Here is a 24,750-nt window from a genome sequence, read left to right as displayed (position 1 = left end):
CAGGGTTCAGTGCTCGGCGCCGAAGGCGAACTCCACCCAGTTGCAGAACTCGATGGCCAGGTGCCGAGGGTGTTCGGAGAGGATGCGCGGGAGGATCGCACGGGGGAACTCGACGCACAGGCGCGCGTGGAAGCCTCCCGGCACGTCCCGGAACTGGTGGCGCACGCCTCCGATGTTCAGACCCTTCCCGCTGATGGCAACGCCCGCTGCCTCGGCGTCGGCAGCGGGATCGGACGGCGTCGCAAGCGTAGACAGGTCCGTGTAGTCGATGATGAACCGGCTGGGAAGGGGACTGCCGCCGGTGGTCTCGATCACTTCCTGCCGCCCGTCAGGCAGGTCCTGGATGAGAAAGTGGTCGGGGTGCGCCGCGGTCATGGAGCGGGTGTAGTCGTCCCGGGAGATGTCCTCGAACCACTGGACAAATCTGGCCGCGCTGCCGCCGACCACCTGGAGCTCGCACACCGACGTGGCCCGCCCGCCGCGGGAGATCCGGGCGGTGGTGTTGCCTACGATGTCGCCGAGGCGGAGGTCGCGCCGCAGACGGTGCTTGATCTCGGCGGCTCCCAAAGCGAGCTTGGCGTCGGCGAATTCTGCGCGCTGCCGGGCGAGGTCCCCGGACGGCACTGGGAGGCCGATCTTCGAGGCTGCCGCGGGCAGGCGTTCGGCCTCCCACGCCAACACCTGGTCGCGGCTGAATGTGCGGCCGCCGATGATTGCATGCACAGTGGGCGATGCACTGCTCATGATGTTGCTCCGTTCCTATGAGGTGAGCTTCGGTGGTGGTGCGTTGCCGCGTCCGTCTCAGTCGTCGGCCGACGGTGACGCGGGACGGCCGGGCACAGGTGCGGCGCAGATGCCCTGACGGCTCAGCGCGAGCTCGACGGACCGGTCGACGAGGCGGTCGTCGAGCGGGCGGCCCGTGACGAGGAGCCGGAAGTACGTGGGTGCGACGAGGTCCTCGATCAACTCGTACGGGTCGGATTCCGGGGCGAGTTCACCGCGCTCGACGGCACGGATCACGATCGCGGCGGCGCCGACGAACCGCGACTCCCAGAAGGCGACCTTGGCCGCCACCACTTCGTCGTCGTCCGTCGCAAGGGACACGACGGTGAGGATCACCCGCCGGACCTCGGGCCGTTCGATGAGCGCGAGGATCTGGCCGAGGAGCGCCCGTAGGTCCCCTTCGAGCGTGCCGGTGTCCGGTATCGGGTTGTCGGTTCTAGCGAGCTCGGACAGTGCGTCGGCGGCCAGGTGTGCCTTGCTCGGCCAGCGGCGGTAGACGGTGGTCTCCGCAACCTGGGCTGCGGCGGCCACCCGGGCAACCGTTAGGTGCTCATAGCCCTCGTGGAGCAGCACCTCCGCGGTGGCGCGCAGGACGTTCTCGCGGTTGCGGGCGGTGCGCCCACCGGGGCGACGCTGCGCGGACTTTTCGGTCATGGATTCCTTCGCGCCACGGCGAACGGCCTGCAGTCGTTCGCCGCCGGTCGTCTTAGTGCAGTACTTCCTGCGTTAGAGTATGGCACGCCAAGCTTGTCGAGCAGTAGGCAGACACGCGCGGAAACTGCTTCTCCGCGCCGTGAAACCCCTCGCCGCCAGGCCCTTCACGCATGTGACCTCTGTGCCCGGCCGCCGCTCGGCGGCCGATGATCTGCTCACCCCCGCGTACACACCACGCCCGGGTGACTGACGCGGGCGACTCGTCCCTCACCCGGCGACGGCGCCCCACACGGATCCTCGTCGCGGACGGACGCACTAGCGATCGCCCCCGCGCCTCGGCGGAGCGCATACAGATTCCGCCGACCCGCACATGCCATCCCGTACGCGCCGCCGGCGGAGCTCTGGTTTCCGCTCCCTCGCCCGCGCGGTCCCTCAACGGCCGGAGATTTCCGTGCACCCACCCTTCGTATCAACTGCCCCCGGCGACCGGCCGCCGTCGCCCGCCCTGCGGCAGACCGTCCATCACATCCAACGCGTCTTCCTCGCCGTCAACGCGGTTCCCCTCGCGGCCGGACTTCTCCTCTTCTCCTTCACGTCGGTCGCCTCGGTGCTCGTGGCCGGAGACCTCACCCTCGGCATGGTGTGGGCCATCGCGCAGTGCTGCCTCTTCGCCGGCAGCGCATGGTGGCACGAGATCCGGTCGGCGCGCGTGTGCGATCCCCTGGAGGATTCCGCGGCGTCCGAGGTGGCCCGGGCCGGGACGGCCTGGCCCCCCGGCGCCTTCGACAGGCAGGGGTGGTGACGTGATATCCCTAGAACTCCTGGGCTCGGGTGCGTTCGAACCCTTCGGCGCCGCGGTGCGGCAGCCAGTGATCATATCCATCCTCGTCTTCATCGGCTGCGCCCTGCTGTGGCTCGCCATGCTCGTCAACGATCGGGACAGCCCGGACGCTGTCTACGTCGCGGACCGATCCCTATCACCTGTCGTGAACGGGTTCGCGATGGCCGGCGAGTTCATCACGGCTGTCAGCCTGCTGGCGGTCCCCGGTGCCATCGCGTTGTTCGGCTACGACGGGTTCGCCGCCGCCGTCGACGCGCTGCTCGGCCTGGGGGTCGCACTCCTGCTCGCCCAGAGGATCCGCAACAGCGGCTGCTACACCCTGGGTGATCTCTTCGGGCTCCGCGCACGAGGGCCGGCTCCCCGGGCGGCCGCTGCCGTGGTGACGCTGGCCATCACCCTTCCTCTCCTCCTCATCCAGCTCAGGGCCGCCGGTATCAGCGTGTCCCTCGTGATCGGGGCGACCACCGAACACGTCCAGGTCATTTGCACGATCATGATCGGATGCCTCATCACGTGTTTCGCCGCGGTGGCGGAGCTGAGAGGCACCACCTTCATGCAGGTCGTCAAGGTGCCCCTCACGCTCGTGACGCTGACGGTGATCACCCTGCTGGCACTCGGGGAGTTCGGGTGGAACCCCGGGAACCTGCTCGCGGCCGCGGTGGACGCGAGCCTGGCGCCGGACGCGTACCTCAGCCCGGGGATGTGGCCCTACGAGACCGGCTTCCGAACGCTCAACGACGTGGGCGCACACCTGGTGGTGATCCTCGGCACGGCCATGGCGCCGCACCTGATCCTGCGGATCAGCGCATCCCGGAGCGGACGGTCGGCACGACGGTCCATGAGTATCGCCGCGATCTTGTCCACCGCGTTCGTCGTGCTCCTGCTCATGGCAGGACTCGCGTCGACGGCCGTGGTGGGCAGCAGGACGATCGGAGCGGTCGACGGCAATGGGCAGTCGGCCCTGGTGCTGCTGGCCTCGGGCCTGCTCCACGACGCGTCGTCGGCGCGCGTCGTGCTCGTCACCGCCATCTCGTGTGTTGCCTTCCTCGCCGTGCTCACCGCGGTGAGCAGTGTGACGTTCGCCGCTGCGGTCTCTCTGGCCCACGATGTGTACGCCCGGTGCGGGCGACGTCGTACCGACGAGGGCGAAGTGCGCGTCATGCGCCTGGCTGTCGTCGTCCTGTGTGTCCTCGGCCTTGCGTTGTCCGCCGCCACCTTCCGGTATCAGGTGGAGTTCCTGATCACCTTCGCCATGAGCGTGGCCGCCTCGTGCGTCTTCCCTGCCCTGATCTACACCTTTTTCTGGCGCGGGTTCAACCGGCGCGGGCTGCTGTGGGCCGTGTACGGCGGGCTGCTGATCTGTGTCGTGCTGATGTTCTTCTCGTCCAGCGTCTCCGGGAGCCCGTACGCAATGTGGCCGAAGAAGGACTTCGCCTGGTACCCGTTCCAGACTCCCGGCCTGGCCGCCGTGCCAATCGCCTTCCTGCTCGGATGGATTGGCAGTCTCACCTCGAGGCAGGGTTCGGGAAGCGCCACGACTGTCGACCACACCTTCCTTACAAAAAGGCGTTCCGGACCGACGGCCGCAGCTCGCGGGCAGTAGCCGCCGTCCGCTCGGCAACACCCGGAAAGGAACGGCCGCTTGGTTCGTCATCGAGTACGGAAAAATCCCGCATGGATGAGGAACTGATGCACGATCGGGTCCGCTGAGTCCGCGACGGAACCGTCGCGCGAATCGAGCTGGCGAGTCCCGGCACGCGCAACGCGCTGGACGGTGCCATGGCCCTCGGCCTCCACGAGGCAGCCGCCCGGCTCGTCGGGGGCGCTGCCGCCGGCACCCTGCGCGTAGCCGCACTGATCGCTCAGGGGCCGGTGTTCAGCGTGGGCGGTGATCTGCGCTGGTTTGCCGACGCACCCGATACCTCGGAGCGGATCGCCGACACGGCGACCCTCCAGCACGAGACTCTGCACACGCTCGCCCGGGTGCCGCTGCCCGTCGTGAGCGTGGTGCACAGGACCGTCGCCGGCGGAGGCAATCGGCATCGCGCTCGGTGCGGACATCGTGCTGGCGGGCAGTGCCGTCAAGCTGCGCGTGGCATACACCGCGGCGGGGCTGTCACCCGACTGCGGGGTCTCCGGGCTGCTGGCCCGCCGCATCGGGCTGGCCCGAGCGCTGGACCTGGCCCTACCAACCGCTTCGTCACTGCGGCGGAACTCCAGGAGTGGGGCCTGGTCAGCCGCGCGGTGGTGCAGCAGTCCCTGGCCGACGAGGCCGAGGAGGCCGAGGAGGCCGAGGAAACGGTACGAGTCCCCGCCGACGGCTCAGCACCGGCGCTCGCCGCGACCAAGCGACTGCTGCGCGAGGCCGGAGAACCGCCGCGGGATCTCGAAGCTCGGCTCGGCGCCGAGACCGTTTCGATCGCCGATCTGCTCAGAGGCCCGGACGGCCACGAAGGACTCAGCGCCTTCTTGGACAAGCGCGTCTAATTCTTCACGTCACCGGCACCGACCGAGGAGGTCCGCCATCCGTGACCTGAACCCGTCGCCCGCCGCCTTGGCGCGGAGGGCGTCAACCGAGGCTCAGCGCTTCGAGTTTCCTGTAGAGCGTCGCGCGGGAGACGCCGAGCACCTCCGCCGCCTTGCTCCTGTTGCCGTGAACGGAGACGAGTACGGCGGCGATCGCCTCCCGCTCGGTGCTCTGCAGGTATGTCAAGCGGCGGCGTGAGCGGGGGACCTCCGTAGCTGGAGGCAGATCCGTCGCGCGCAGCCGGTTCCCGGGCGCCCGCTCGACGGCCGCTCGGAGCGTGCGCGTGAGCTGGGCGACGTTGCCGGGCCAACTCCTGCGGACGAGATCGCTCACGGCGTCGGGGGCCAGAACCGTCTGCGGAGCGACCTTCGCCGTCTCCGCCGCCGCGATGTCGGCGATGTCCTCGGGACGCCTGGACAGGGCGGGCAGTTCGATGACGTGGTCGAACATGGCGAGCAGTTCGTCCGGCAGCCCGTGGGCATGGTGCGAAGTCGCGGTGGCGATGACTTGCGGCGCGCAGTCGGCGTTCAGCTTCCGCCGCAGGTCCGCCAGCCGGGCGGGTGACCAGGTGTGCAGATCGTCGATCACCCGGGAGCCGGCCGCCCGGCTCCGCCCGTCGGTGTCCGCGGGCGAGGCCGCGGAACACAGCGCCTCGGCGAGCGCGCTCTTTCCCGTACCGACGGGGCCGTGCAGCAATACGTGTCCGTGGGCCAGGAGCGCGCGCGAGGCCAGGACGAGCGTCGTACGCCAGGACTCGCTGCGTCCCGGCAGGTCCTTACCCGCGGCCGCCGCCAGCGCGGTCGCGGCATCCCGGTCCCGTGCCCGGGCGCGGGGGGACGGTGCGGTGGGCGGCGCGGCGGACAGCTGCAGCAGGGCGCCGGCCGTGTGGTCGGACGGGTCGACCGGCCGGACGTCGACGTCGAGGCCCTCGCCGTGCGCGTCGCTCAACCGCAACGACGACCGAGGTGAGGACAGCGCGGTCTGCACGCGTTCCCACAGCACCCAGGCGGGATCCGATCCGAGCAGAGGCTCGGCAAGATGGTTGGCCATGATCATGCGTGCGTTGACCGCGGCGACCGGCCGCCGGGGGCCTCGGCGTTCGCTGCGCAGGAATGCGTCGAGCAGTGCCCGGTCGTGCGCCGCGTACCCGGTCAGCAACTGTTCTCCCGCGTCCTGAGCCGCGCGTTCGATCAACGCCACCATGATCTCCGGTGAGGCGCCGGTCGGGCACACCAGATCGAGTGCGCCCTCGATGCACCCCGTGCCCGGGTGGACGATCGGCGTGCCGACCGCGACGACCCTGTCGAAACGCGTGTTGTAGTGCTCGGTGCCGTCCACGACCGTGGTGGAGCGGTCCTCCAGAACGGTCCCCAAGCCGGTCGATCCGATGTCCGACTCACCGAAGAGCGCGCCCGGCACCACACACATCTCGTCCATCAGAGCTTCCATGGTCGGCCCCGACATCCACCGCCTCAGGACCCGGGCGTCACGGTCGGTGACCATGACCGCGTAGTCCGCCGTGCCCAAGCGGCGCATGATCGCGCTCACCACCGGTTCGGCGGCCCGCAGCACCGCGCTGTCGCGCTCGATCTCCTCGAAGGAGGCGAGGGAAGGCGCGCCCAGGTGTGCCGCGCCGGCCGCCCGTGACCGCTTCCAGGCCCGCAGCGTCGCCGGCCGTACGAGCGGCGACTCGGTCCCGTCCTGCAGGAACAAGTCGCGGGCCCGGGCGATCTTCAGCTGACCGACCACCGGTCACCTCCTGTGTCGTGCGTTACGGGCACTGCACGTGACTCGCGGACCCTGCCCCCGGCGTACGCGTCGTGACCGCAAGGTAAACCCCGGGGCCGCCCACAAGCGACATGGTCGCAGCCTTCCGGCTCCAGGCATCTCGGAATCGAGACACTCTGCGGTGACCTGCGACGCATAGCTTCGGCCGCAGTCGCCCAGGGGCCGCTCCTGGGCCGGTGTACGGAGCCGACCATGATCGAGCGCGTGACGTTTCCCAGCGACGGCGAAACCCTCACGGGAACCCTCTTCCGTCCGGACGGTGCCACCGAACCCCTGCCGACCGTCGTGGCCGGCGGCGGATGGTGCTACGTCAAGGAGATCGTGCTCCCGCACGTGGCCCGGATCGTCAACGAGCAGCAGGTGCAGTTCCTCGGCTTCGACTACCGGGGCTTCGGCGAGAGCTCCGGCGAGCGCCGCCAGCACATCGACCCCTGGCAGCAGATCTCGGACTACAAGAACGCCCTCACCTACGTGGAGAGCCGCTCCGACGTCGACGCGGAGCGCCTGGGAGTCTTCGGCATCTCCTACAGCGGCGGACACGCGCTGATTCTGGCCGCCTCCGACCCCCGGGTGAAGGCGGCGGTCTCCGTCGTCCCCGTGGTCGAGGGCTACGACAACATGCGCCGCACCCACGGCGAGACGGCTTTCGCCGAACTGGAGCGCGCCCTCCTGGAGGACCGCCGCGAGCGGGCGGGCGGGCGGGCGGAGCGGAGGGAGGCAGGTTGGCGATGAGTTCCCTGACGCCGGGCGCAGAGCTGTCCACCTGGCCTTTCCCGAGGATCCACGAGGTGTTCCACTCGCTGCAGCAGTCCGGTGAGGCCGAGCGGCACGAGCACTGGAGCACGATGGAGTCGACCGAACTGCTGCTGAACTACTCGGTGTTCCCCTTCCTTTCCCGGATCCTGGACAAGCGGGTCATGGTGATCGTCGCCGAGGGCGACAACATCACCATGTGGGACCGGGAGATCGCGGCCTTCAACGCCATCGCCTCCCCCCACAAGCGCCTGGAAATTCTGCCCAAGGTCAGCCACATGAGCCTCTACTCCGACCAGCGCGACACCAACGTCGCCGCCGTGAAGGCGTCGGACTGGTTCGCCGCCTCGCTCGGTACGGAAGCGCAGTGAGGCGCTCGATGAAGATCACCGGAGCCGTTCTCGAACACAGCGATGCCACGAGCGACTTCGACGCCGTGCGACCGCTGACGGTCGCCGAGGTCGAGCTCGCCGCGCCGGGACCGAACGAGGTCCTCGTCCGCGTCGACGCCGCCGGGGTGTGTCACTCGGACCTCTCCGTCGTCAACGGCAGCCGCCGCCGACCCCTGCCGATGCTGCTGGGTCACGAAGCCTCCGCGACCGTCCTGGAGACGGTCCGTGACGTCACGGACCTGCCCACGGGGTCGCGCGTAGTCGCGACCTTCCTGCCGCGCTGTGGCCGCTGCGCGGCCTGCGCGACCGACGGACGCCTGCCCTGCACCAGGGACGAACGCCAACAGCGAAGGCGTCCTGTTCGACGGCGGAAGCAGGCTCAGCCGCGCCGGCGTCACCATCGCCCACCACCTGGGCGTGTCCGCCTTCGCCACCCACGCGGTGGTCGACCGGCGCTCGATCGTGCCCGTCGGCGACGACATACCGGCCGACGTGGCGGCACTGCTCGGATGCGCGGTCCTGACCGGCGGCGGCGCGGTCCTCAACGTACGCCCGCCGCGCACCGGCGACACCGTCGTGGTAATCGGGCTCGGCGGAGTCGGCATGGCCGCGCTGATGGTCGCCGTGGCAGCGGCCGACTGCCGGGTCATCGCCGTCGACACACGGGAGACGAAACTCGTTCAGGCCCGCGAACTGGGTGCTGCCCAGGCACTCACCCCGCAGCAGGCCGTCGAAGCGGGCGTGGCGGCCGACCTCGTCGTGGAGGCCGCCGGCCATCCCCGCGCCTTCGAAACCGCGTTCGGGCTCGCGGCCCCGGGCGCCACGGTGGTCACCGTCGGCCTACCCGCCCCCGACGCGACCGCGCGAGTGGCCCCGCTCGACATCACCAGCCGCGCCCTGTCCGTCGTCGGCAGCTACCTCGGCTCGTCGCTGCCGAGCCGCGACATCCCCCGATACGCCCAGCAGTGGCGCGAGGGCCGCCTGCCGCTGGAAAGGCTGATCTCCTCCCGCATCCGGCTACACCAGATCAACGAAGCCATGGACCGCCTCGCCCGCGGGGACGAGATCCGGCAGATCATCACCTTCGGAGACACCCCGTGAACGACCACATCTACGACGCTGTCATCGTCGGCGCCGGCTTCGGCGGCCTGGGAACAGCAGCCCAGTTCGCCCGAACCGGGCGGCGCAACTTCCTGATCCTGGAGCGCGAGGCCGACATCGGAGGCGTCTGGCGGGACAACACCTACCCCGGCGCCGCCTGTGACACGCAGTCCGTCATCTACTGCTACAGCCACTTCCCGCACCTCGCCGTGGAGCGCATGTACGCCGGACGCGACGAGCTGCTCGGCTACCTCCGGGCACTTGCGGACGCGTACGCCCTGCACGACCACATCCTCCTGAACTCGGGGCTGAGCTCCGCACGATGGGACGACTGCGCGCAGCTGTGGTGGCTCCGCGACGTCCACGGACGCACTTACCTGACCCGGGGTTTCGTTCCCGCCCTCGGACAGCTCGGCACTCCCAAGGTACCGAGCTTCCCCGGCCTGGAAGATTTCGGCGGCGCGGCCTTCCACTCGGCGCGGTGGCGCCACGACGTCGCCCTCGCCGGAAAGCGGGTGGCCAGCGTCGGAGCGGCAGCCAGCGCGGTGCAGTACGTCCCCGAGATCGCCGCCGAAGTGGCGCACCTGGTGGTGTTCCAACGGTCGGCCAACTACATCCTGCCCCGCAACCAGCAGATCTTCACCGCGCAGGAGCGAGCGCACCACCAGGACGATCCGGCTGTCTTCAATGAGCTGCGGGAACGGATCCACGCCGAGAGGGAGGCGGGATTCGCGCGGACCCGGCTCGGCTCCGCTGAGCAGGAGACCGGCGCGCGGGAGGCACTGCAGCACCTCCGTGACCAGGTGGCGAACCCGGCCCTGCGGCTGAAGCTCACCCCCGACCACGAGTTCGGCTGCAAACGCATCCTGCGCAGCGACGATTACTACCCGGCCCTCACCCGGCCGAACGTCACCCTGGAGACGTCGGGCATCGAAGGGTTCACCGAGACCGGCATCGTCACGCACGACGGAAAGGTCCACGACGTCGACATCGTCGTCTTCGGGACCGGCTTCGCCAGCCAGACCTTCGTCGGCGACATCGAGATCACCGGCCGGGACGGACGGACCCTCGCGGACCGCTGGGACGGGGTGCCCGAGGCGTATCTGGGCATGATGGTCGACGGATTCCCCAACCTCTTCCTCGTCTACGGGCCGAACACCAACCTCAACCACAACTCCGTCGTCACCATGCTGGAGTGCCAGCAGCAGTTCATCGCCGAGACCACGGAGCGGGTCGTGTCCGGCGCAGGCCGGTCCGTCGAGGTCACCGCCGAGGAGGTGCGCCACTTCAACGCCGAACTCCAGGCGGAGCTCGGCCGGTCCGCCTTCTCCTCCGACTGCTCCTCCTGGTACAAGAACGCGGACGGCCGTGTGGTCAACAACTGGTCCGGGACCGTCGACGAGTACCACCGCGCCGTCGCCGCCTTCACCACGACCCTGAGCGGGGAAGCGGTGGCGCCGTGACCCATCCCGAGCAACGAGCCCCCGAGTACGCCGGCGGGAACATCGCCGCCGACCAATGGCCGCTGATCAGCGCCTTCCGCGAGCGCGGCGCACCCTCGTTCCACCAGCTCGGGGTGGCGGGCGCACGCGCCGCCTACGAGGAAAGCTGCGCGCGCAACGCCCTGCCGTCCCGCGCCGACGTGCAGGTGGAGGAACTGTGGCTGACGGCCGAGGAGGTCAGCGGGCACAGTGCGGTGAGGGCTCGCCTCTACCGTCCCGGGAACAGTGAGATGCCGCACCCGACGGCGCTGTTCTTCCACGGCGGCGGCTGGGTGATGGGCAGCCTGGACACCCACGATTCGCTGTGCCGCCACCTGGCCGCAGAGGCAAGGACGGCGGTCCTCGCGGTCGACTATCGCCTGTCTCCCGAGCACCCCCACCCGGCACCCCTGGAGGACGCGCGCACGGCCCTCGCGTGGCTGCGTGAAAACGGCCACCGACACGGCCTGACACGGAGAATCCCGCTGTCGCCGGCGACAGCGCGGGCGGTCACATCGCGGCCGCCCTCGCTGTCGAGGACCCCCACATCGCTGCCCAACTCCTGCTATATCCCGTCGTCACAGGGGCGACCGACACGGCGTCCTACCGCCGGCTGAGTCACGGATTCCCGCTCACCGCGGCCACCATGCGGTGGTTCATGGACCTGTACACCGACGGCTGCACGGAGCCCGGCAAGACGATCGCCGACCTCACCGTCAACCCCCGGCCCGTACCCACGTTCCTATGCACGGTAGGTCACGACCCGCTGTGCGACGACGGCATCGCCTACGCCGGTGCACTCGCCCGCGCGGGGGCCGAGGTGCAGCACATCCACCTGCCGCAGCACGCACACGGCATCTTCACCTCAGCCGGTGTCGTCCCCACCGCCGAGCGGGTGCTCGCCACCGCGTGCACCTTCCTCCGAGATGTTCTGGAGCGTTGACACGACTTACGCGGGGCGGATTCGCGTCGCGTTGACCCGGCGTAGAGCAGGTGCATGACAGCAATGTTCACGAGGGCGTGTCCACGGCTGATCGGCGGGAAGTCACGCGCTTCGCAGAGCGCCGCCTACGCCCCCGGCGCACCCCTGACCCCGCCCCCCGAGGCCCTCACAGCCCTCTACCGGGCCATGGTCCACATCATCGGTCCCGGATCACCCTTACCCCCGCCTGCGTCACGGAGCGTGCACCACCTGGCAGCGTCGAGCAGATCCTGCCACGCGGGACTCGCCTACGAACCCACCCGGGCATCGGCGGATGTCCGCCCTCTGGGCGAGCACTGAGTAACGGGCCCTCCGGAGGCTCCCAAACTGTCATCCGGTTGGTTGGTGCAGGTTCTTCTCGGCGTGTGAGTGGCGTCGGGTGATCAGGTAGCCGAAGGCGGTCGCGAGGACGTACATGAGGACCGAGTAGACGGCGCTGGGGATCGCGACCTCGGTGCTGTCCAGAACGCTGAGCGCGATGGTGAGCGCCACGGTCGTGTTGTGGATTCCGACCTCCATGGAGCTCGCTATCGCCTGGGGCTTGTCGAGACGGAGCAGCCGGGCACCGGCGTAGCCGAGGGTGAGGCTCGCGAGGCAGAAGATGCCGGTCACGAGTCCGACCTGCTGCATGTAGTCGGCCAGGTTTTCCCGCTCGCCCAGCAGGGCACCGGCCGAAACGATCACCAGTACGGCGATGGAGAAGATCCGGACCGGGCGGTCGGCGCGTGCGGCGAAGTCGGCGGAGCGTCGGCGGACCGCCATACCGACGGCGACCGGGATGAGCACGATGGCGATCACCTGCACCACCTTGCCGAGTTGCAGACCGAGATCGCCCTCGGCGTCGAAATGGTCGATGGCGAGGTTGGTGATGATCGGGATGGTGATGGCGGCGAGGACCGAGTTGATCGCGGTCAGCGTGATGTTGAGGGCCACGTCTCCGCGGAAGAGGTGGCTGAACAGGTTGGCCGTGGTCCCGCCGGGGGAAGCGGCCAACAGCATCACGCCGACGGCGAGCAAGGGGTCGAGGTCAAATATCTTCACCAACCCGAACGCCACGAGCGGGAGCACCAGCACCTGCAGCACCAGCGCGACGACCACCGCTTTCGGTGACCGGGTGACCCTCCTGAAGTCGTCGGTGGTCAGGGACAGCCCGAGGCCGAACATGATGATCGCCAGGGCGATCGGCAGACCGGTGGTGATGAGTGCTGAGTCGTTCATCGGTGTCCTGTGGGTCGGTGAAAGCCGCGGAAAACAATTTGCTGGGGAGCGGGCGGAAAGAGGCGTCGGACGGATCGCAGCCACTGGCCAGCGGGTGAGACCGGGTGGCGCGGGCTTGAGGCGGGGCCGGCAGGTGTTCTTCCCGCCGGCCCCTGGGTGCGTGTGGTTCAGCTGGTGCGGGTGGCGGAGGCCACTGCGGAGGCGAGAGCGCTGCCCATGACCTTGGAGCCGTTGGCGTTGGGGTGCAGCGGCATGGCGACGTGGGCGGGGACGAGGCCCTCCATGTACCGTTCGGCGGGCGCCGCGCAGGAGTCGTGGCCGATGCCGAGGGAGTAGGTGTCCACGAACGTCGCACCGTGCTGCCGGGCCGTGGTCCGCAGCGTTGCACTGAGATGGTCGACGGCGCCCTGGATGTAGGTGGCGTCGACGTCCCAGATGGGCTGGGTGGGGAAGCAGCCGCCGGGGCGGATGTAGTTGCCGTAGCCGACGACGAACACCTTGGCGTGCGGGGCACGCTGCTTGATCTGGTTGAGGGTGGTGACGAACTTCGGCGCCCAGGCGTCGATGCCCGCCTTAACCTTGTCGACACCGCCTTTGGTGTTCCTTGCTGCGCAGCTGACGCCGAGGGGCTTGGGCAGGAGGTTGATGCATCCCAGGGCGGAGACGACCAGGCCGGTGTCGTTGCCTCCGATGGTGACGCTGACGATGTCGGTGTCCTTGGTGAGCGCGTTGAACTGGGGCTTGGTCCCCAGGTGCTGGGAGGTGGTGAAGTCCTCGGCGGTCGCGCCGGAGCAGCTGACGTCGGTGAGTTTGGCGCCCAGCGCCTTGGCGGCGATGTGCGGGTAGTCGGCCAGGGACCGCAGGCACAGCAGGTTCGAGGGGTCGACCGGCAGGACGAAGGGGGCGGCGGCGTACGAGTCGCCCAAGGCAACGTAGTCGAGAGGCTCGGTGGTCTCGGCGGCGGCGGGGGTGGCGAGGGTCGTCGCCATGGCTATCGCTGCGACGGCGGCTGCCAGGGTGGTACGCAGGCTGAGATTCACGTGCGGCTCCTTCGGCTCATGATGGCGCGCGGCGACGCGCCCGGAGGCAGGGGATCGCAGGGGCGTCCCGCCCCTGTTTACCGGCCGGTAAGTTTGTGGTGCGATACATCATGTCGGCTCACCCGCCGCGTGCACCCGGTCCGGAGAACAGTGTTCCGAGAGGTGATTTGTGTCCGCGTACAACACCAGCCAGGCCGGGACCAACGATGAAGGACTGCGGGAGCACCTGATCGGATCCGCGTCCCGGCTGGAAGCCGAGATCCTCCAGCGGCTGACAGCCGAGCTTCCGGTCTACCGCAAGCTCCCCGCCGAACAGCTCACGGGTGACGTGGCGCGCATGATCCGCCGCAGCATCCACGACTTCGTCCAGGCGCTGAGAAGCGGACGCATGCTGGGACCCGAACAACTCGCCCTGCTGACCAGCTCGGCGACGCGTCGGGCGGAGGAGGGGCTGCCGGCCGAAGCGATCGTCTCCGCCTACTTCCTCGGCGCCCGTCTCTGCTTCGACGACATCGCCGCGACAGCCGGCCCCGAAGACCTGCCGGCCGTCACCGCGATGTACAGCCTGCTGCTGGAATACCTGCAGCACGTCACCACCGCCGTCACCGCCGGCTACCTGCAACAGATGCAGATCACCGTCGGTGAACGGCACGGCGCCCGCCAACTCCTGCTGACATCCCTGCTCCAAGGACGCATCGACGAGGAAGCGGCCAGGGAAGCGGGCCTCCCCCTTCCCCCCGGCTACCTCGTCCTCGCCCTCGCCGTAGGTCCGCATGCCGACGAGCACACACCCGGCGTCGACACGAACGCCGCAGCCATGCGCAAACTCCGCCGCCTGCGCACGGAACTCGCCCTGCACAGCCGCGGCGCAGCCCTGTCCTCACTGACCCCCGACGGCGGCCTGATCCTCCTGCCCAGCGACACGGACTTCACCGAACACGGCCCGGTCCATTGGGACGACACCCGCCGGCTCCGGACCCGCCTGCAGAGGGCCGCAGGCGCCACCGTCCTCGCCGCCGCCGTGCCCGCCCTGCCCGGTGACGTCGCAGAGATGTCCCCCGTGGCCACCGAACTGGTCCACATCGCCACCGCTTCCGCACGCCCGCCGGGCCTGTACCGGCTAGAAGACCTCGCACTGGAGTACCAACTCTCACGTCCCGGTCCCGCCCGCGCCCACGTCGCCCGCCTCCTCGACCCGCTGAACGCTTATCCCGACCTTCTGCTCACGCTGACCGCCTTCCTGCGCCACGGCCTGGACCGGCGGGCCACCGCCGAAGCACTCAACGTCCACCCCAACACGGTGCTCTACCGGCTCCGCAAAATCGTTGGGCTCACCGGACTCGATGCCGCAAACCCCACCGACCTTCCCACCCTCCACGCCGCTCTCACCTGCCGCATCATCGGGAGTGGCACCGCCCGCCCCCCTGCCGAAGAGTGAAGGAAAGCCGCTGGCATCCGGCGCTGGATCGCGAAGGACTCTGGCGTGCCGCGCGTCGGGGAACGGTGCGCGGCTTGAGGGGTGTTGACCAGGAGACCCACTGGCCTGCGCAACCCGACCCCACCGCTCGCCCAGCTTCCGCTTGGCCGGCGCGGATACCTTCGTCGTGACCTCGAGCAACGCCGAACCCGCTTGGGCACCACGAGCCGCAGCCCGTCGACGGAGGCCAGCAGGCCCTCGCCCCACTGGGAGACGATCGCGCCTTCCCCCACTTCGATCAGGAGGGCGTTCGCCGCGGCGATGGTGTCGGCGCGCAGGTAGTACTGGTCGACGTGCCCCAGCTGGGCCCGGGTGAGCGCCTCCTCGCTCGGGTCGGCGACGGGGGAGGCCGATGTTGCACGCCTCGGCGACCAGCAGGGCGACCAGGGACGTCTTGATGTCCTCCATGCTGGTGCGGCCGTCCCCCAGGTGCACGAAGACGCCCAGAAACGAAGTCCAGAAGCCGACCTCGAACAACAGGTCGGGCAGGTCGATCTCTTCTGGAGCATCGCCGCCGCGGTGGTCTTGCGCAGCCACTTCAAGGACCTGCTCTCGCCCAGTGCCCCCAAGCGGTCCACGTTCAGCTTTAGGCGCCACTGCTGTACTCGGGAAATATCGAGATCACCGGCCGCCCCGGCTCGCCGCGACGCGCTCGCCCGCCGCATACGGATGCTGGTCGCCGTGTCCCCACCTACAACGTCATCGAGGTTGTCGTCGCCAGCACCGATGGACCTGGATCCGCACCGCGTCGTCGCCGAAACGATGTCAGCACGGTCGAGGCATTTGCGGTCGAGGAGGGCGAAAAGGTGTTGTGCTTCATCGAGGAGCGCCTGGCCGCGCGGGGTCGCGACGACGGGGCGTGTGCGGTGGTTGAAGATTTCGAATCCGGCGGCGGTCTCCAGCATCTTCAGTCGGCCGTTGAGTGATGTGCGGGGGATGCCCAGCGTGAGTGCGGCTGAGCGGCGTGTGCGGTGTCCGGGGATCAGGAGGGCGGTGCGCAGCCATTCGGGTCCGCCCTGGCGGGTGCTGATGTGTTCCATCGGTGCTGACAGGGGGATGGCGAGATCCGCGAAGGGGCTCGGTCGCCAGGCCGGAGGTGCGCTGTGGCCGGGCGGATGGCGGGGGATGCCCCACGCGTCGAGAAGCTGAGAGACGTTCGTTTCGGGGGCGGCCAATTCGCGGGCGACGTCGGCCACAGTCCTGCCCTTGTCGTGGTATTCGGTGCGCAGCCATGCCGGGTCGATTGCGCGTTTAAGTTCGCCTGGTGCGCGGCGGGGCCGCAACGGGATGTTCGCCTGCTTCAGCGCGGTCTTGACGACTGCGGTGGTGCATCCGGCGAGTTCGGCGATCTGCAGTTGCTGCAGCCCCTGCCGCTCGTAGAGGTCGCGCAGCTGGTCAGGTACGAGGTAGCCCTGACGTGGTGGGCGGGGGTAGTAGCCCTTGTTGTGCGGGCGGGTCTGTGCGCTCAGGCGGTGGCTTTCCATCAGCAGGCGCAGCTGGTGCACCGTGAGGCCGAGGCTCTGGGCGACGTCACGGGCGGTGGAGGTGGGGGGCAGCATGGCGCGGAGACGCTTGGTGGGGATGGTGACGGGTGGCTGGGGCAGGGCGATGGTGTCGAGCCAGTGTGCCGGCGGCTCCCATGTCACCGGCTCGTCGGTGATGTGGTGGGCGGCGAGGTTGCGGCGTGCCTGCTCGTCGAGGAAGGCGAGGATCTCGGGGTGCGTGCGGTAGGCGAAGCGGTGCGTCCAGGCGGGTGCGTGGTTGCCGGGCTGCGGGTCGGCCCCGAGCAGCAGACGCCGCAGCTGCCAGCGCAACCGGTACAGGTGGACCTTCTGGAACTGGCGGTTGCCCAGGCTCTTGCAGAGGAGCCAGTGGGCGTTCTCGTCGAGGTACAGCGTGGTCGTCTCGTCGGCGAACAGGGCTCGGCGGCGTGCGTAGTCGATCGGCACCTCGTGTGTGTCGAGCACGCGTGCGTAATGGGACAGCGTGCTGCAGATGTGATCGACGTCGACGAACGCCAGCAGTGACTCCAGATTGCTGCGGAATTGCGGGTTGCCGATGATCCGGGCGGCCTGGCGGTGTCCGGCCGGGCCGCCGGGAACGAGCATGAGGCTGGCGCAGGCCCGCCGGAGGCCGGCGATCCGGGGCTGATGCGGGCTCTTGGGTGGCAGCAGCCGCAGAGTCCAGGACGGCCAGAGCGTCCCGGGCGTCTTGGACGCCCTGAGGATGATGTCGGCTTCGCTCAGGTAGGGCGCGGCGGGCTCGGCGGTTGCGGTGCCGTAGCGCAGCCGGGCCTTGAGCGTGAGCTGGCTGTCGGACGCGGCGAGGATGCGCTTGATCACGCGGGGGCCTGCGGGGTTCCAGTTGCGCAGGTACCGCGTGGGGTGTTCGCGCAGCTCACCCACTTCGCGGTCCGGAGCGAGGCACATCCACGCGAACAGGTCCTCGCGTAGCGGATGATCGGGGTCGGTGGCTATGGCGGCCAAGGTGGTCCCGATGGCAACGTTGCGCGCGTCGTGGATCTCCATCACCGCGGCGCCGGCGAGAAGCTCGCCACCGCAGGCCGAGATGATGTCCCGTGCGATGGGCGGCACGATTTCGGGGCGGGTGCCGATGCTGCGTAGCGCTCGTCGTCCCAGGTGTGACAGTTCGCCGGCCCTTTCCCGCGCCGCAGCACTGCGATGCTCCGCGATGACGTACGCGTTGACGCCGGCCTGGGACAGCAGAACCGCACCGCCTTCGGCGAGGGAGACGGCGGGGGCTTCGGTCAGGGGGTAGCCGCAGCGGGTGCCGCGGCCGTCGCGCTCGGTGAGGGAACGGCAGGCTTGTGGCCGGGGCAGCATGCGGTGGTTGCCGCCGCTGAGTACGGGCGGGTGCTTGCCGCAGCGTGGGCACCGTTCGAGGAGCAGGAGCCGGTGGCGGGTGCAGGCGAAGGTCCAGCCCAGGCGCCAGTGCAGCTGCCACCGGCCCCCGTTGTCGGCCAGGCAGGCGGGGCAGTAGCGCGAGGTGGTGCCGTAGAACCGCCAGTTGGCGGGCGCTGTCAGCCGGCGGGTCTGCCCGGTGATCCGCACGAGGGAGCCGTCGAACGCCTCCAGGGTCATCACCCGCAGCTGCTCGGCCCCGATGCCGGTGCGCCGCTCCAGCAGCTCCAGCTCGCCTTCGGTGAGGCGGCGGACCATCCTGCGCAGGGACGTGTGCGGCACTCCCAGGTAGTCGGCGAAGTCAACGGTGTGCGTTCGCAGGCGGTGCGCGTAGCGCTCGCACCAGCTGTCCAGGGCCTCTCCCGGGGAGGGCAGTACCCCGATGGGGATGCGCTCGTCGGTCCAGCCCGTCATGCCGACTTCCTGCGGCGTCGTGGATCCTGGGTCGGCCGTGTGGTCTTGAGGCCGGCCTTGATCTCGGCCTCCAGTTCCTTGCGGGCCTCCTCGGCCGCGGCGTCGTTCTTCACCTGGTTCATCAGCTCCTCGTCCAGGCGCTCGTTCCCACCTCGGATCGCACGCAGGCAGCCGCGGTTGATCAGCGACATGAGCGACGCGAAATGCCCGGTGGAGCGGGCGAAGAGGTAGTCCGAGAGGTCCTCGGCGAGCATGCCGGGGTACTTCTCGGCCAGGACGAGCTTCTGCTCGATCGTCTTGAGCAGCTGGCGCCACTGCAAACGGCCCTCGTCGTCATCGACACGGAAGGGCATCAACGTCAGCGCCGTGGTACGGCGCCCGAACTGCGCGAGCGGGCTCTCCCTCGGCGAGAAACCCTCATGGAGGATGCCGCGTTCCTGGACGCCGACGCCCACGTAGATGAGGGTGACGGGGAAGACGTTGGAGAGGTACTTGAGCTGGTTGGCCATGCGGACCGCATTCGACGTCGAGCCGGCCAGGAAGTGGATGTCGTCGATGACCATGGCCACGGTCTTCATCGACAGGACCGCGTCCACGGCACGCTCGGCCAGCGTGTCCGCGTCTCCCTTGACGGGCAGGCCGTAGAACCGGCAGATCGCCGCGTTCAGGCCGCGGATCTGCGTGTTTCCGCTGAGCGCGATGTAGATGACCGGCACTCGCCGGGCACCATCCGGCGTGGTGTCTCCGCGCAGGTTGACCTGCCGTTTGAACAGGTCGCAGCCGTACGCGCGCACCGCCGTGCTCTTGCCGAGTCCCGGGTGGGCGTCCACCAGGGCGGCCGGTTTGGTCTTGTTGCCGTCCTGCCGGTTCGACTCGACGATCTCGCGCAAGTCCGCATGGAGCGCGAGCAGCTGCGGGGTGTCGATGGGGCCGATGTTCGCGTGCCAGACCTCCCGGTTGTCGTTGTGCACCGAGAGCGCCCGCGGTGAAAGGTCGGCGAGCTCGGCCCGGCTCAGTTGCTCGGGTCGGCTCCGGTCGGGTCCGTAGACCTCCTGCAGCCAGCCTGGAAGGCGGGTGGGCGAGTACTGGCGGTCGTCGCCCTCGAACGGCGCGGGGCCGTCGGCCGTACTCAACGGCTCTCCCAGACGTCGGCGTAGTACTCATCCTCATCGACCAGCCCGGCGGTCTCCTCGTCCGCCGGGGCCGCCTCGCATTCCTCGTCCTCGTCGTCGTCCCCGCCCAGGCCCTCATCCGCAGGCGCGATGACCTGCAACTCCGGCGCCGGCCCAGGGCCCGTTCCCATGTCCGGTGCGCTGAGCGCTGCCAGGCGGCGTACGGAGGGGAGCTCGGCGATGGCCTCGGCTTCGGGGTCGTCTTCGCTGATCAGGTGCCGACGGTCCTGCGACAAACGCACCGCCATGCGCCGCTCGGTCCGGTCCGTGGTCAGCCCGGCGCCCCAGCGTTCCAGCAACTCGATCAGGGCGCGCTTGGTGTCCGGGAAGCGGTGCGTCTTGGCCGCGATCCGGCGTGCGTACTTCAACGCTTCCATGCTGGCCGGCCCGTTCAGGGCCGGGGCATGCTCCCAGTCCAGCGTGTGCCACAGGTGAAGCTGTTTCGGATCCTGGAAGTAGATTTTCCTGACGTCGGCGCGATCCACAGCGACAGGCCACTTTCCGGCGTGCTCACCGCGGTGCGGGCTGATCCGATTGCGGTAGTCGTTGAGCCCGTCCCCGTTGTAGCGGAGCCCGTTGATCTCCACCCCGTAGTGGTGAATAGGGCGCCACTCCTCTTCCAGGAACTCGAACGCGAGGCCCGGCCGCGACGGGATGCGCAAGGGCCCTGCCCGGTTCACGCCGTGCTCGAACATCTCCAGCGGGCTCAGCTTCAGACCCGGGACCTCCGGGACTGCCAGTCCTCGGTGGTGCCGCCGGTGATAGACCAAAGTGATCCACTCACGGATGATCATCTCAAGCTCGTCCAGGAAGAAGTACGCCTCGTCCTCCACCTTCTCTCCCCGGCTGTGCACGTCTGGCCCCTTGTAGCCGGGAAGTGCCGCCAGAAGCCCCTGGTTCAACGACTTGAACCACCGTTCCACCGGCTTGTCGGTCGGCGTGTAGGGACGAGCCGGCTGCAGGGAGACGTCGAGCTTCGCGCTGACGCTCGCGATGTGGTTCGAGACGTAGATCTTGCCGTGGTCGTAGATGATCGTCTCCGCCGCGACCGCGGGCAGCAGCGGCTGACCGTGCGCGTCCACCAACTTCTCCGCATCGAACACCACCGTGGAAGGAACCCCGCAGTACGGAAGCGGCTCGCCCGTTCCGGCAGGCGACACCTCCCGCGGTCGGATCGTCTCGAACAGCACACCGGCCACATCGGTCGACTTCGTCGACACCGGCGTCAGACGCAACCCGGTAATCACCTTGCTGTAGAGGTCCATGGCGACGGTGAGTTCGCACTGCACCCACCGGCAGGTCACCGGCTCCATCGCGAAGACATCCAGGCTGTTGGTGTCCAGTACGACGTACTCGCCCGGCCGCGTCGCCCGCAGCTTGCCGAAGACACCCTGCGGGCGGTTCGCGATGGACCGCTTCCCCTTCGTACTGCCGTCGAACGCGTTGGTCCCCCGGCCGAGTTCCTTCAGCAGCGCATAGCCTGTGGTCTGCTTCGGAATGCTCACCACACCACGGCCGTACTTCTTGGCCACCCGTTCTTCGATCTCCACCAGCACCAGGCCACGAACCGGGCGGCTGGACTTCTCCAGCCTCCCGATCACCGTGCGTGCCATCTCCAACCAGCGCGGATCCGCCCGATCCAGCACACTCGTCTTCCCTGTCAAGTTCAGATGTGTTGCATCGACCCTTGTGAATGTCAATACTGACGCGCGACTGCAGGCGTCAGTTGACGATTTTCCGTCCCGGTTGGCTGAGCAGTGCCGCTACCGTCAGTGTCCACAGTGGTGTGAACCGAAGGAGACGTGATGGCATTCAAGGGGGCCCAACGGGGGCAACGAAGTACCCAACGCCCGAGGCGTTATATCCAGATCTGCCCCGCAAATCTGGTGCCGTACCGGGCTTGCTAGTGCACCAGGGTGACCTACTGCGTCGCTATGCAGCTGACAGCCACGTTGCTACCGCAGATCTTGCGCTGGAGCTGCCTACAGGCACCGGCAAGACCATCCCGGCGTTGGTGATCGCGGAATGGCGGAGACGCACACGCACAGAGCGGGTGGTGTACGCCTGTCCGACGGAGCAGCTGACCAGGCAGGTCGCGGCGGCGGCAGACCGGGAGGGCATTCCGGCTGTGACTCTGACGGGCTCCCACAGTACGTGGGACCCTTCGGATGATGCGCGTTACGTTTCGGGCAAGGCAGTCGGCATCACGACCTACACCACTGTGTTCAACAGCAGCCCGAAGCTCGCCCCACCACAGCTCCTGATCTTTGACGACGCGCACAACGGTGAGCAGTACGTCGCGAACCAGTACAGCGTCACCGTTGACCGATGGGGCGGCGACTCACCGAATCCCGACCTCTACGTCAAGCTCTTGGAAATCCTGACCCCCGCCCTGGACGGCATAGTGGCCCAGCGGCTACTCAAGCCCGAGGCCGAGTCTGGTCACCATAACGCCGTCCAGTTCATCGTGCCTGCCCGTCACGACCAGATGCCCGAGCGGCTTTCCCGCACTTTGTCCCAGACCGGCTCACCATGGTGTTTCCGCTACGCCATGATCCGGGATGTGCTGGCCTCGTGCCTCGTCTACGTCACGCACAGCAGCATCCAGATCCGCCCTCTCATCCCGCCCACCCGCGAGAACACCCTGTTCTCTGAGGCTAGCCAGCGTCTGTACCTGTCGGCCACACTGGGTGCGGCGGGCGAGCTCGAGCGCGCATTCGGGCGTACTGGCATCAAGCGACTGGGCTTGCCCGAGACGGCGCCCGAGCCCCGCTCCGGTCGGCGATTCTTCGTCTTCCCAGGTCTCCTCAACGGCGGCGACTCCAGTGAGTTGACCAAGGAGATCGTCAAGCTGGCCGGCAAAGCCCTCGTGCTGGCGCCGGACAGGGCAACCGCCGTGCGCACAGCTGGCAACGTCCGTCAACCGTCCTGGCCTCTTCTCAGCATCGACGATGTTGCTCACGGGATGGGTCCGTTCGTCGCTCAGCAGAACGCGGTGTGTGCTCTGGCCAGTCGCTATGACGGCCTCGACCTGCCTGACCATGGCTGCCGCCTGGAAGTCATCGAGAACGTCCCCGACCGCGACCATCTACAGGAACGGTTCCTGTCGAGTCGCGTCCGCGCCGGCGCCGCTTTGTCGGAGCGGGTCCGTACTCGTGTCGTTCAAGGTGTCGGTCGCTGCACTCGTGGCTCGTCCGACTGGGCGGTCGTCGTCGTTCTCGGAGACCTCACCAAGTACCTGCTCCGCCAGGAGAATCTGACAGCCTTGTCAGCCGAATTGCAGGCTGAGATCAACTTCGGGGTGGAGAACAGCACCAATACTACTCAGGCCGAGATCTTGGAGAACGTGTCAGCCTTCCTCTCTCAGGAGACTGACGACACCTGGCGCGAGAGCGGTGAGCCGATCGTCGCCCAGCTACGTGCCGAGGCCGTCCGTAAACTGCCAGATGGCAGCGAGGTCCTCTCTTCCGCGGTCTCGGCGGAGATCCAGGCGTGCGCACTTGCCGGGCAGGGCCGGTGGCAGGACGCCAGTGCCAAAGCCCAACAGGTCACACAAGCACTTTCCTTCGGCGGCGCCACCACCAAGGGCTACCGCGGGTTCTGGCTCTACCTGGCCGGGATCTGGGCCTACCGCGCCGCCTTCAACGGCGCGCCTACTACCAGCGGTAGTCTCGCGAATGCTCATGCCCTGATTCGTCAGGCTGAGCAAACCGCAGAGGGCACTTGGGCGAGGTACATGCCGCTCCTGCCCGCCATGGAAGCCTCTGCTCTGCCTGCGTATGACGACCAGGCCGTGGCTACTGCCACGAACCTCCTCAGGAAAATTACCCCGGGCCAACTTGACAAGCGCCTGGGGAAGATGATCGAGGGGCTCAGAGAAACCGCAGCGTCAGTCTACGAGCCCGCCCTCACCGAGCTCGGGACCTTCCTAGGCGCAGAAGCGAACAAGCCGCCTGGCACAGGCCGCTGCGACTCGACCTGGTGCTGGGGCAACCACCTTTGGGCCGTTGTCGAGGCCAAATCCGACCAGGAACCCGACGGCGTCATGGCCCACAAGGACATCCGTCAGGTCAACGACCAACTCCGAATCCTCAAGAGCGACCGCAACCACAAGATCATCCCCGATGGAAGTTTCACTGCCCTCATCTCTCCGAAGCCTGCCGTCGACCCGACAGGTGCCATCGGGGCCGAAGACCATGCGTACCTCGTCCATCCGGAAACCATCTGGGAGATTGGCCAAGACGTCCAACACGCCTGGGAGGAACTCCTCGCGGGTCGGACAGGCCGTGACGCCGCCGGGCTCACACCGTTCATCGCTACGACGTACCAGCGCTACGGCCTCCTGCCTTCACAGCTCCGCGAGCGCCTCACCGAGTACCCGATCGGCGCCGCCGGCACAGCCACTTTCTGAGTGACGGGCCTGCCCGTGATGAGCGCTCCGCTCGGAGTTCCCTGCCGAGTAGAGCGCTCAGTCGCAGCGCCGCATGGCTCTAGTCCTCAGCTCTATTCAGACAGACCGGATTGAGAACCGGTTGGAAATCGCTAGCCGAGGGACATGGAGCACGGCTGCCCACGGCACGACACCGACCGGATCGACGCAGTCGCTCACGCCACTGGCTGTTGGGGAAGTGACAGCTCGCACTGGCTTGTGTCTACGAAGATGGCGCTTCACGGTCCGCCAGGCTGGTCTCGTCCGCTTCCCCTCGCCACCCGACCAGGTTGTCCTTGACGATGAGGGTGTGGGGGTGGTCCGGGCCCAGCACTCTGGTGCAGTCCTCCACCAGAGCGGCGAGCGCCTCAACCGCACCGGCCGTGTCCCCTGCTTCCGCCATCCATCTGGCATGGTTGCCCCGGGTGGCGAGAGTGTCAGGGTGATCCGGCCCCAGAACCTGAATGTAGTCGCCCAGTACCGCGGCGTAAGCCTCGACTGCACCCTCCGCGTCCCCCGCCTCTCGTGCTCTCCGCGCGAGGGGAGGTGAGCCGAGTCCACGGAGGGCACATGCACCGCATCACCAGTGCTCTCCGCGCGAGCGGAGGTGAGCCGATGACCCGGGCGGAGTTCGCGGGCATCTACGGGTGCTCTCCGCGCGAGCGGAGGTGATCCGTCCACCGGGGCACCTGCTGGGCAAACGTGCGATGAGGCCTCGCTGCTCGACTCCGGCCGGGACTACCCGCGCTGCGAGGACCGGCAGGTCGACAGCCGTGC

The 24,750-nt window shown here is 68.5% G+C and carries 18 protein-coding genes and 5 pseudogenes; 13 read left to right on the top strand and 10 right to left on the bottom strand.

Going from position 1 to position 24,750, the window contains the following annotated elements:
- Positions 1-6 precede the first annotated feature (6 nt).
- Both V9U70_RS00385 and V9U70_RS00380 read right to left on the bottom strand, forming a co-directional pair.
- Complete coding sequence (locus tag V9U70_RS00385; RefSeq protein WP_336672361.1) at positions 7-744, bottom strand: hypothetical protein; 738 nt, start codon at positions 742-744, stop codon at positions 7-9.
- Positions 745-801: 57 nt separating this feature from the next.
- Positions 802-1,437, bottom strand: coding sequence for a TetR-like C-terminal domain-containing protein (locus V9U70_RS00380; protein WP_336672360.1), 636 nt, complete (start codon positions 1,435-1,437; stop codon positions 802-804).
- Positions 1,438-1,888: 451 nt separating this feature from the next.
- Here V9U70_RS00380 and V9U70_RS00375 point away from each other — a divergent pair, with 451 nt between their 5' ends.
- The 4 genes and pseudogenes from V9U70_RS00375 to V9U70_RS00360 all read left to right on the top strand — a co-directional run bounded on the left by V9U70_RS00375 (position 1,889) and on the right by V9U70_RS00360 (position 4,765).
- The gene (locus V9U70_RS00375) at positions 1,889-2,239 is read left to right on the top strand and encodes a hypothetical protein (RefSeq protein ID WP_336672359.1); all 351 of its coding nucleotides are present in this window, start codon (positions 1,889-1,891) and stop codon (positions 2,237-2,239) included.
- 1 nt (position 2,240) lies between these two features.
- Positions 2,241-3,881, top strand: coding sequence for a sodium:solute symporter family transporter (locus tag V9U70_RS00370; protein WP_336672358.1), 1,641 nt, complete (start codon positions 2,241-2,243; stop codon positions 3,879-3,881).
- A gap of 176 nt (positions 3,882-4,057) precedes the next feature.
- A pseudogene (locus V9U70_RS30485) lies at positions 4,058-4,255 on the top strand (hypothetical protein); the annotation flags it as partial.
- Positions 4,256-4,522: 267 nt separating this feature from the next.
- The gene (locus tag V9U70_RS00360) at positions 4,523-4,765 is read left to right on the top strand and encodes a hypothetical protein (RefSeq protein ID WP_336672356.1); all 243 of its coding nucleotides are present in this window, start codon (positions 4,523-4,525) and stop codon (positions 4,763-4,765) included.
- 82 nt (positions 4,766-4,847) lie between these two features.
- On the opposite strand, the gene V9U70_RS00355 is transcribed toward V9U70_RS00360, so the two are convergent.
- A complete protein-coding gene (locus V9U70_RS00355; protein WP_336672355.1) occupies positions 4,848-6,554 on the bottom strand; it encodes a sigma-54-dependent Fis family transcriptional regulator in 1,707 nt (568 codons plus the stop codon).
- A gap of 231 nt (positions 6,555-6,785) precedes the next feature.
- Here V9U70_RS00355 and V9U70_RS00350 point away from each other — a divergent pair, with 231 nt between their 5' ends.
- The 7 genes and pseudogenes from V9U70_RS00350 to V9U70_RS00325 all read left to right on the top strand — a co-directional run bounded on the left by V9U70_RS00350 (position 6,786) and on the right by V9U70_RS00325 (position 11,263).
- A complete protein-coding gene (locus V9U70_RS00350; protein ID WP_336672354.1) occupies positions 6,786-7,325 on the top strand; it encodes an alpha/beta hydrolase in 540 nt (179 codons plus the stop codon).
- Positions 7,322-7,717, top strand: coding sequence for an alpha/beta hydrolase (locus V9U70_RS00345; RefSeq protein WP_336672353.1), 396 nt, complete (start codon positions 7,322-7,324; stop codon positions 7,715-7,717). The genes V9U70_RS00350 and V9U70_RS00345 overlap by 4 nt, the downstream gene beginning before the upstream one ends.
- 8 nt (positions 7,718-7,725) lie before the next feature.
- A pseudogene (locus V9U70_RS30480) lies at positions 7,726-7,989 on the top strand (alcohol dehydrogenase catalytic domain-containing protein); the annotation flags it as partial.
- A 31-nt stretch (positions 7,990-8,020) separates the two neighbouring features.
- On the top strand, positions 8,021-8,839 hold the full coding sequence (locus V9U70_RS00340) for a zinc-binding dehydrogenase (protein ID WP_336672352.1): 819 nt from the start codon (positions 8,021-8,023) through the stop codon (positions 8,837-8,839).
- Positions 8,836-10,302, top strand: a complete 1,467-nt coding sequence (locus V9U70_RS00335; RefSeq protein ID WP_336672351.1) for a flavin-containing monooxygenase — start codon at positions 8,836-8,838, stop codon at positions 10,300-10,302. The genes V9U70_RS00340 and V9U70_RS00335 overlap by 4 nt, the downstream gene beginning before the upstream one ends.
- Entirely contained in the window at positions 10,299-10,937 is a 639-nt protein-coding gene (locus tag V9U70_RS00330; RefSeq protein WP_336672350.1) for an alpha/beta hydrolase, read from the top strand. The genes V9U70_RS00335 and V9U70_RS00330 overlap by 4 nt, the downstream gene beginning before the upstream one ends.
- Positions 10,835-11,263, top strand: a complete 429-nt coding sequence (locus V9U70_RS00325; protein ID WP_336672381.1) for an alpha/beta hydrolase fold domain-containing protein — start codon at positions 10,835-10,837, stop codon at positions 11,261-11,263. The genes V9U70_RS00330 and V9U70_RS00325 overlap by 103 nt, the downstream gene beginning before the upstream one ends.
- 369 nt (positions 11,264-11,632) lie before the next feature.
- Here V9U70_RS00325 and V9U70_RS00320 read toward each other — a convergent pair whose 3' ends face one another.
- A complete protein-coding gene (locus tag V9U70_RS00320; protein ID WP_336672349.1) occupies positions 11,633-12,520 on the bottom strand; it encodes a bile acid:sodium symporter family protein in 888 nt (295 codons plus the stop codon).
- Between the two features lie 167 nt (positions 12,521-12,687).
- Positions 12,688-13,560, bottom strand: a complete 873-nt coding sequence (locus V9U70_RS00315; protein WP_336672348.1) for an SGNH/GDSL hydrolase family protein — start codon at positions 13,558-13,560, stop codon at positions 12,688-12,690.
- Between the two features lie 169 nt (positions 13,561-13,729).
- Here V9U70_RS00315 and V9U70_RS00310 point away from each other — a divergent pair, with 169 nt between their 5' ends.
- The gene (locus V9U70_RS00310; RefSeq protein ID WP_336672347.1) at positions 13,730-14,998 is read left to right on the top strand and encodes a PucR family transcriptional regulator; all 1,269 of its coding nucleotides are present in this window, start codon (positions 13,730-13,732) and stop codon (positions 14,996-14,998) included.
- A gap of 203 nt (positions 14,999-15,201) precedes the next feature.
- On the opposite strand, the pseudogene V9U70_RS00305 reads toward V9U70_RS00310, so the two are convergent.
- From V9U70_RS00305 to V9U70_RS00290, 4 genes and pseudogenes are all read right to left on the bottom strand, one after another.
- A pseudogene (locus tag V9U70_RS00305) lies at positions 15,202-15,472 on the bottom strand (Tn3 family transposase); the annotation flags it as partial.
- A gap of 2,480 nt (positions 15,473-17,952) precedes the next feature.
- A pseudogene (locus tag V9U70_RS00300) lies at positions 17,953-18,372 on the bottom strand (TniQ family protein); the annotation flags it as partial.
- Positions 18,369-19,505, bottom strand: a complete 1,137-nt coding sequence (locus V9U70_RS00295) for an AAA family ATPase (protein ID WP_336672346.1) — start codon at positions 19,503-19,505, stop codon at positions 18,369-18,371. The gene V9U70_RS00295 and the pseudogene V9U70_RS00300, both read right to left, overlap by 4 nt.
- Positions 19,502-21,190 carry an integrase gene (locus V9U70_RS00290; RefSeq protein ID WP_336672345.1) on the bottom strand — a complete coding sequence of 563 codons (1,689 nt, stop codon included), beginning with the start codon at positions 21,188-21,190 and terminating at the stop codon, positions 19,502-19,504. Before V9U70_RS00290 ends, V9U70_RS00295 begins: the two co-directional genes overlap by 4 nt.
- A gap of 47 nt (positions 21,191-21,237) precedes the next feature.
- On the opposite strand from V9U70_RS00290, the gene V9U70_RS00285 reads away from it, so the two are divergent.
- Positions 21,238-23,955: a DEAD/DEAH box helicase gene (locus tag V9U70_RS00285; RefSeq protein WP_336672344.1), complete on the top strand. Its 2,718-nt coding sequence runs from the start codon at positions 21,238-21,240 to the stop codon at positions 23,953-23,955.
- Between the two features lie 241 nt (positions 23,956-24,196).
- Here V9U70_RS00285 and V9U70_RS00280 read toward each other — a convergent pair.
- Positions 24,197-24,502: pseudogene (locus tag V9U70_RS00280) on the bottom strand (tetratricopeptide repeat protein); the annotation flags it as partial.
- Positions 24,503-24,750: the final 248 nt, after the last annotated feature.

The organism is Streptomyces pratensis, assembly GCF_037137275.1.
Classification (GTDB): domain Bacteria; phylum Actinomycetota; class Actinomycetes; order Streptomycetales; family Streptomycetaceae; genus Streptomyces; species Streptomyces pratensis_B.
Note: the sequence above shows the minus strand (reverse complement) of the source record. Positions and strands in the feature narration are given on the sequence as shown.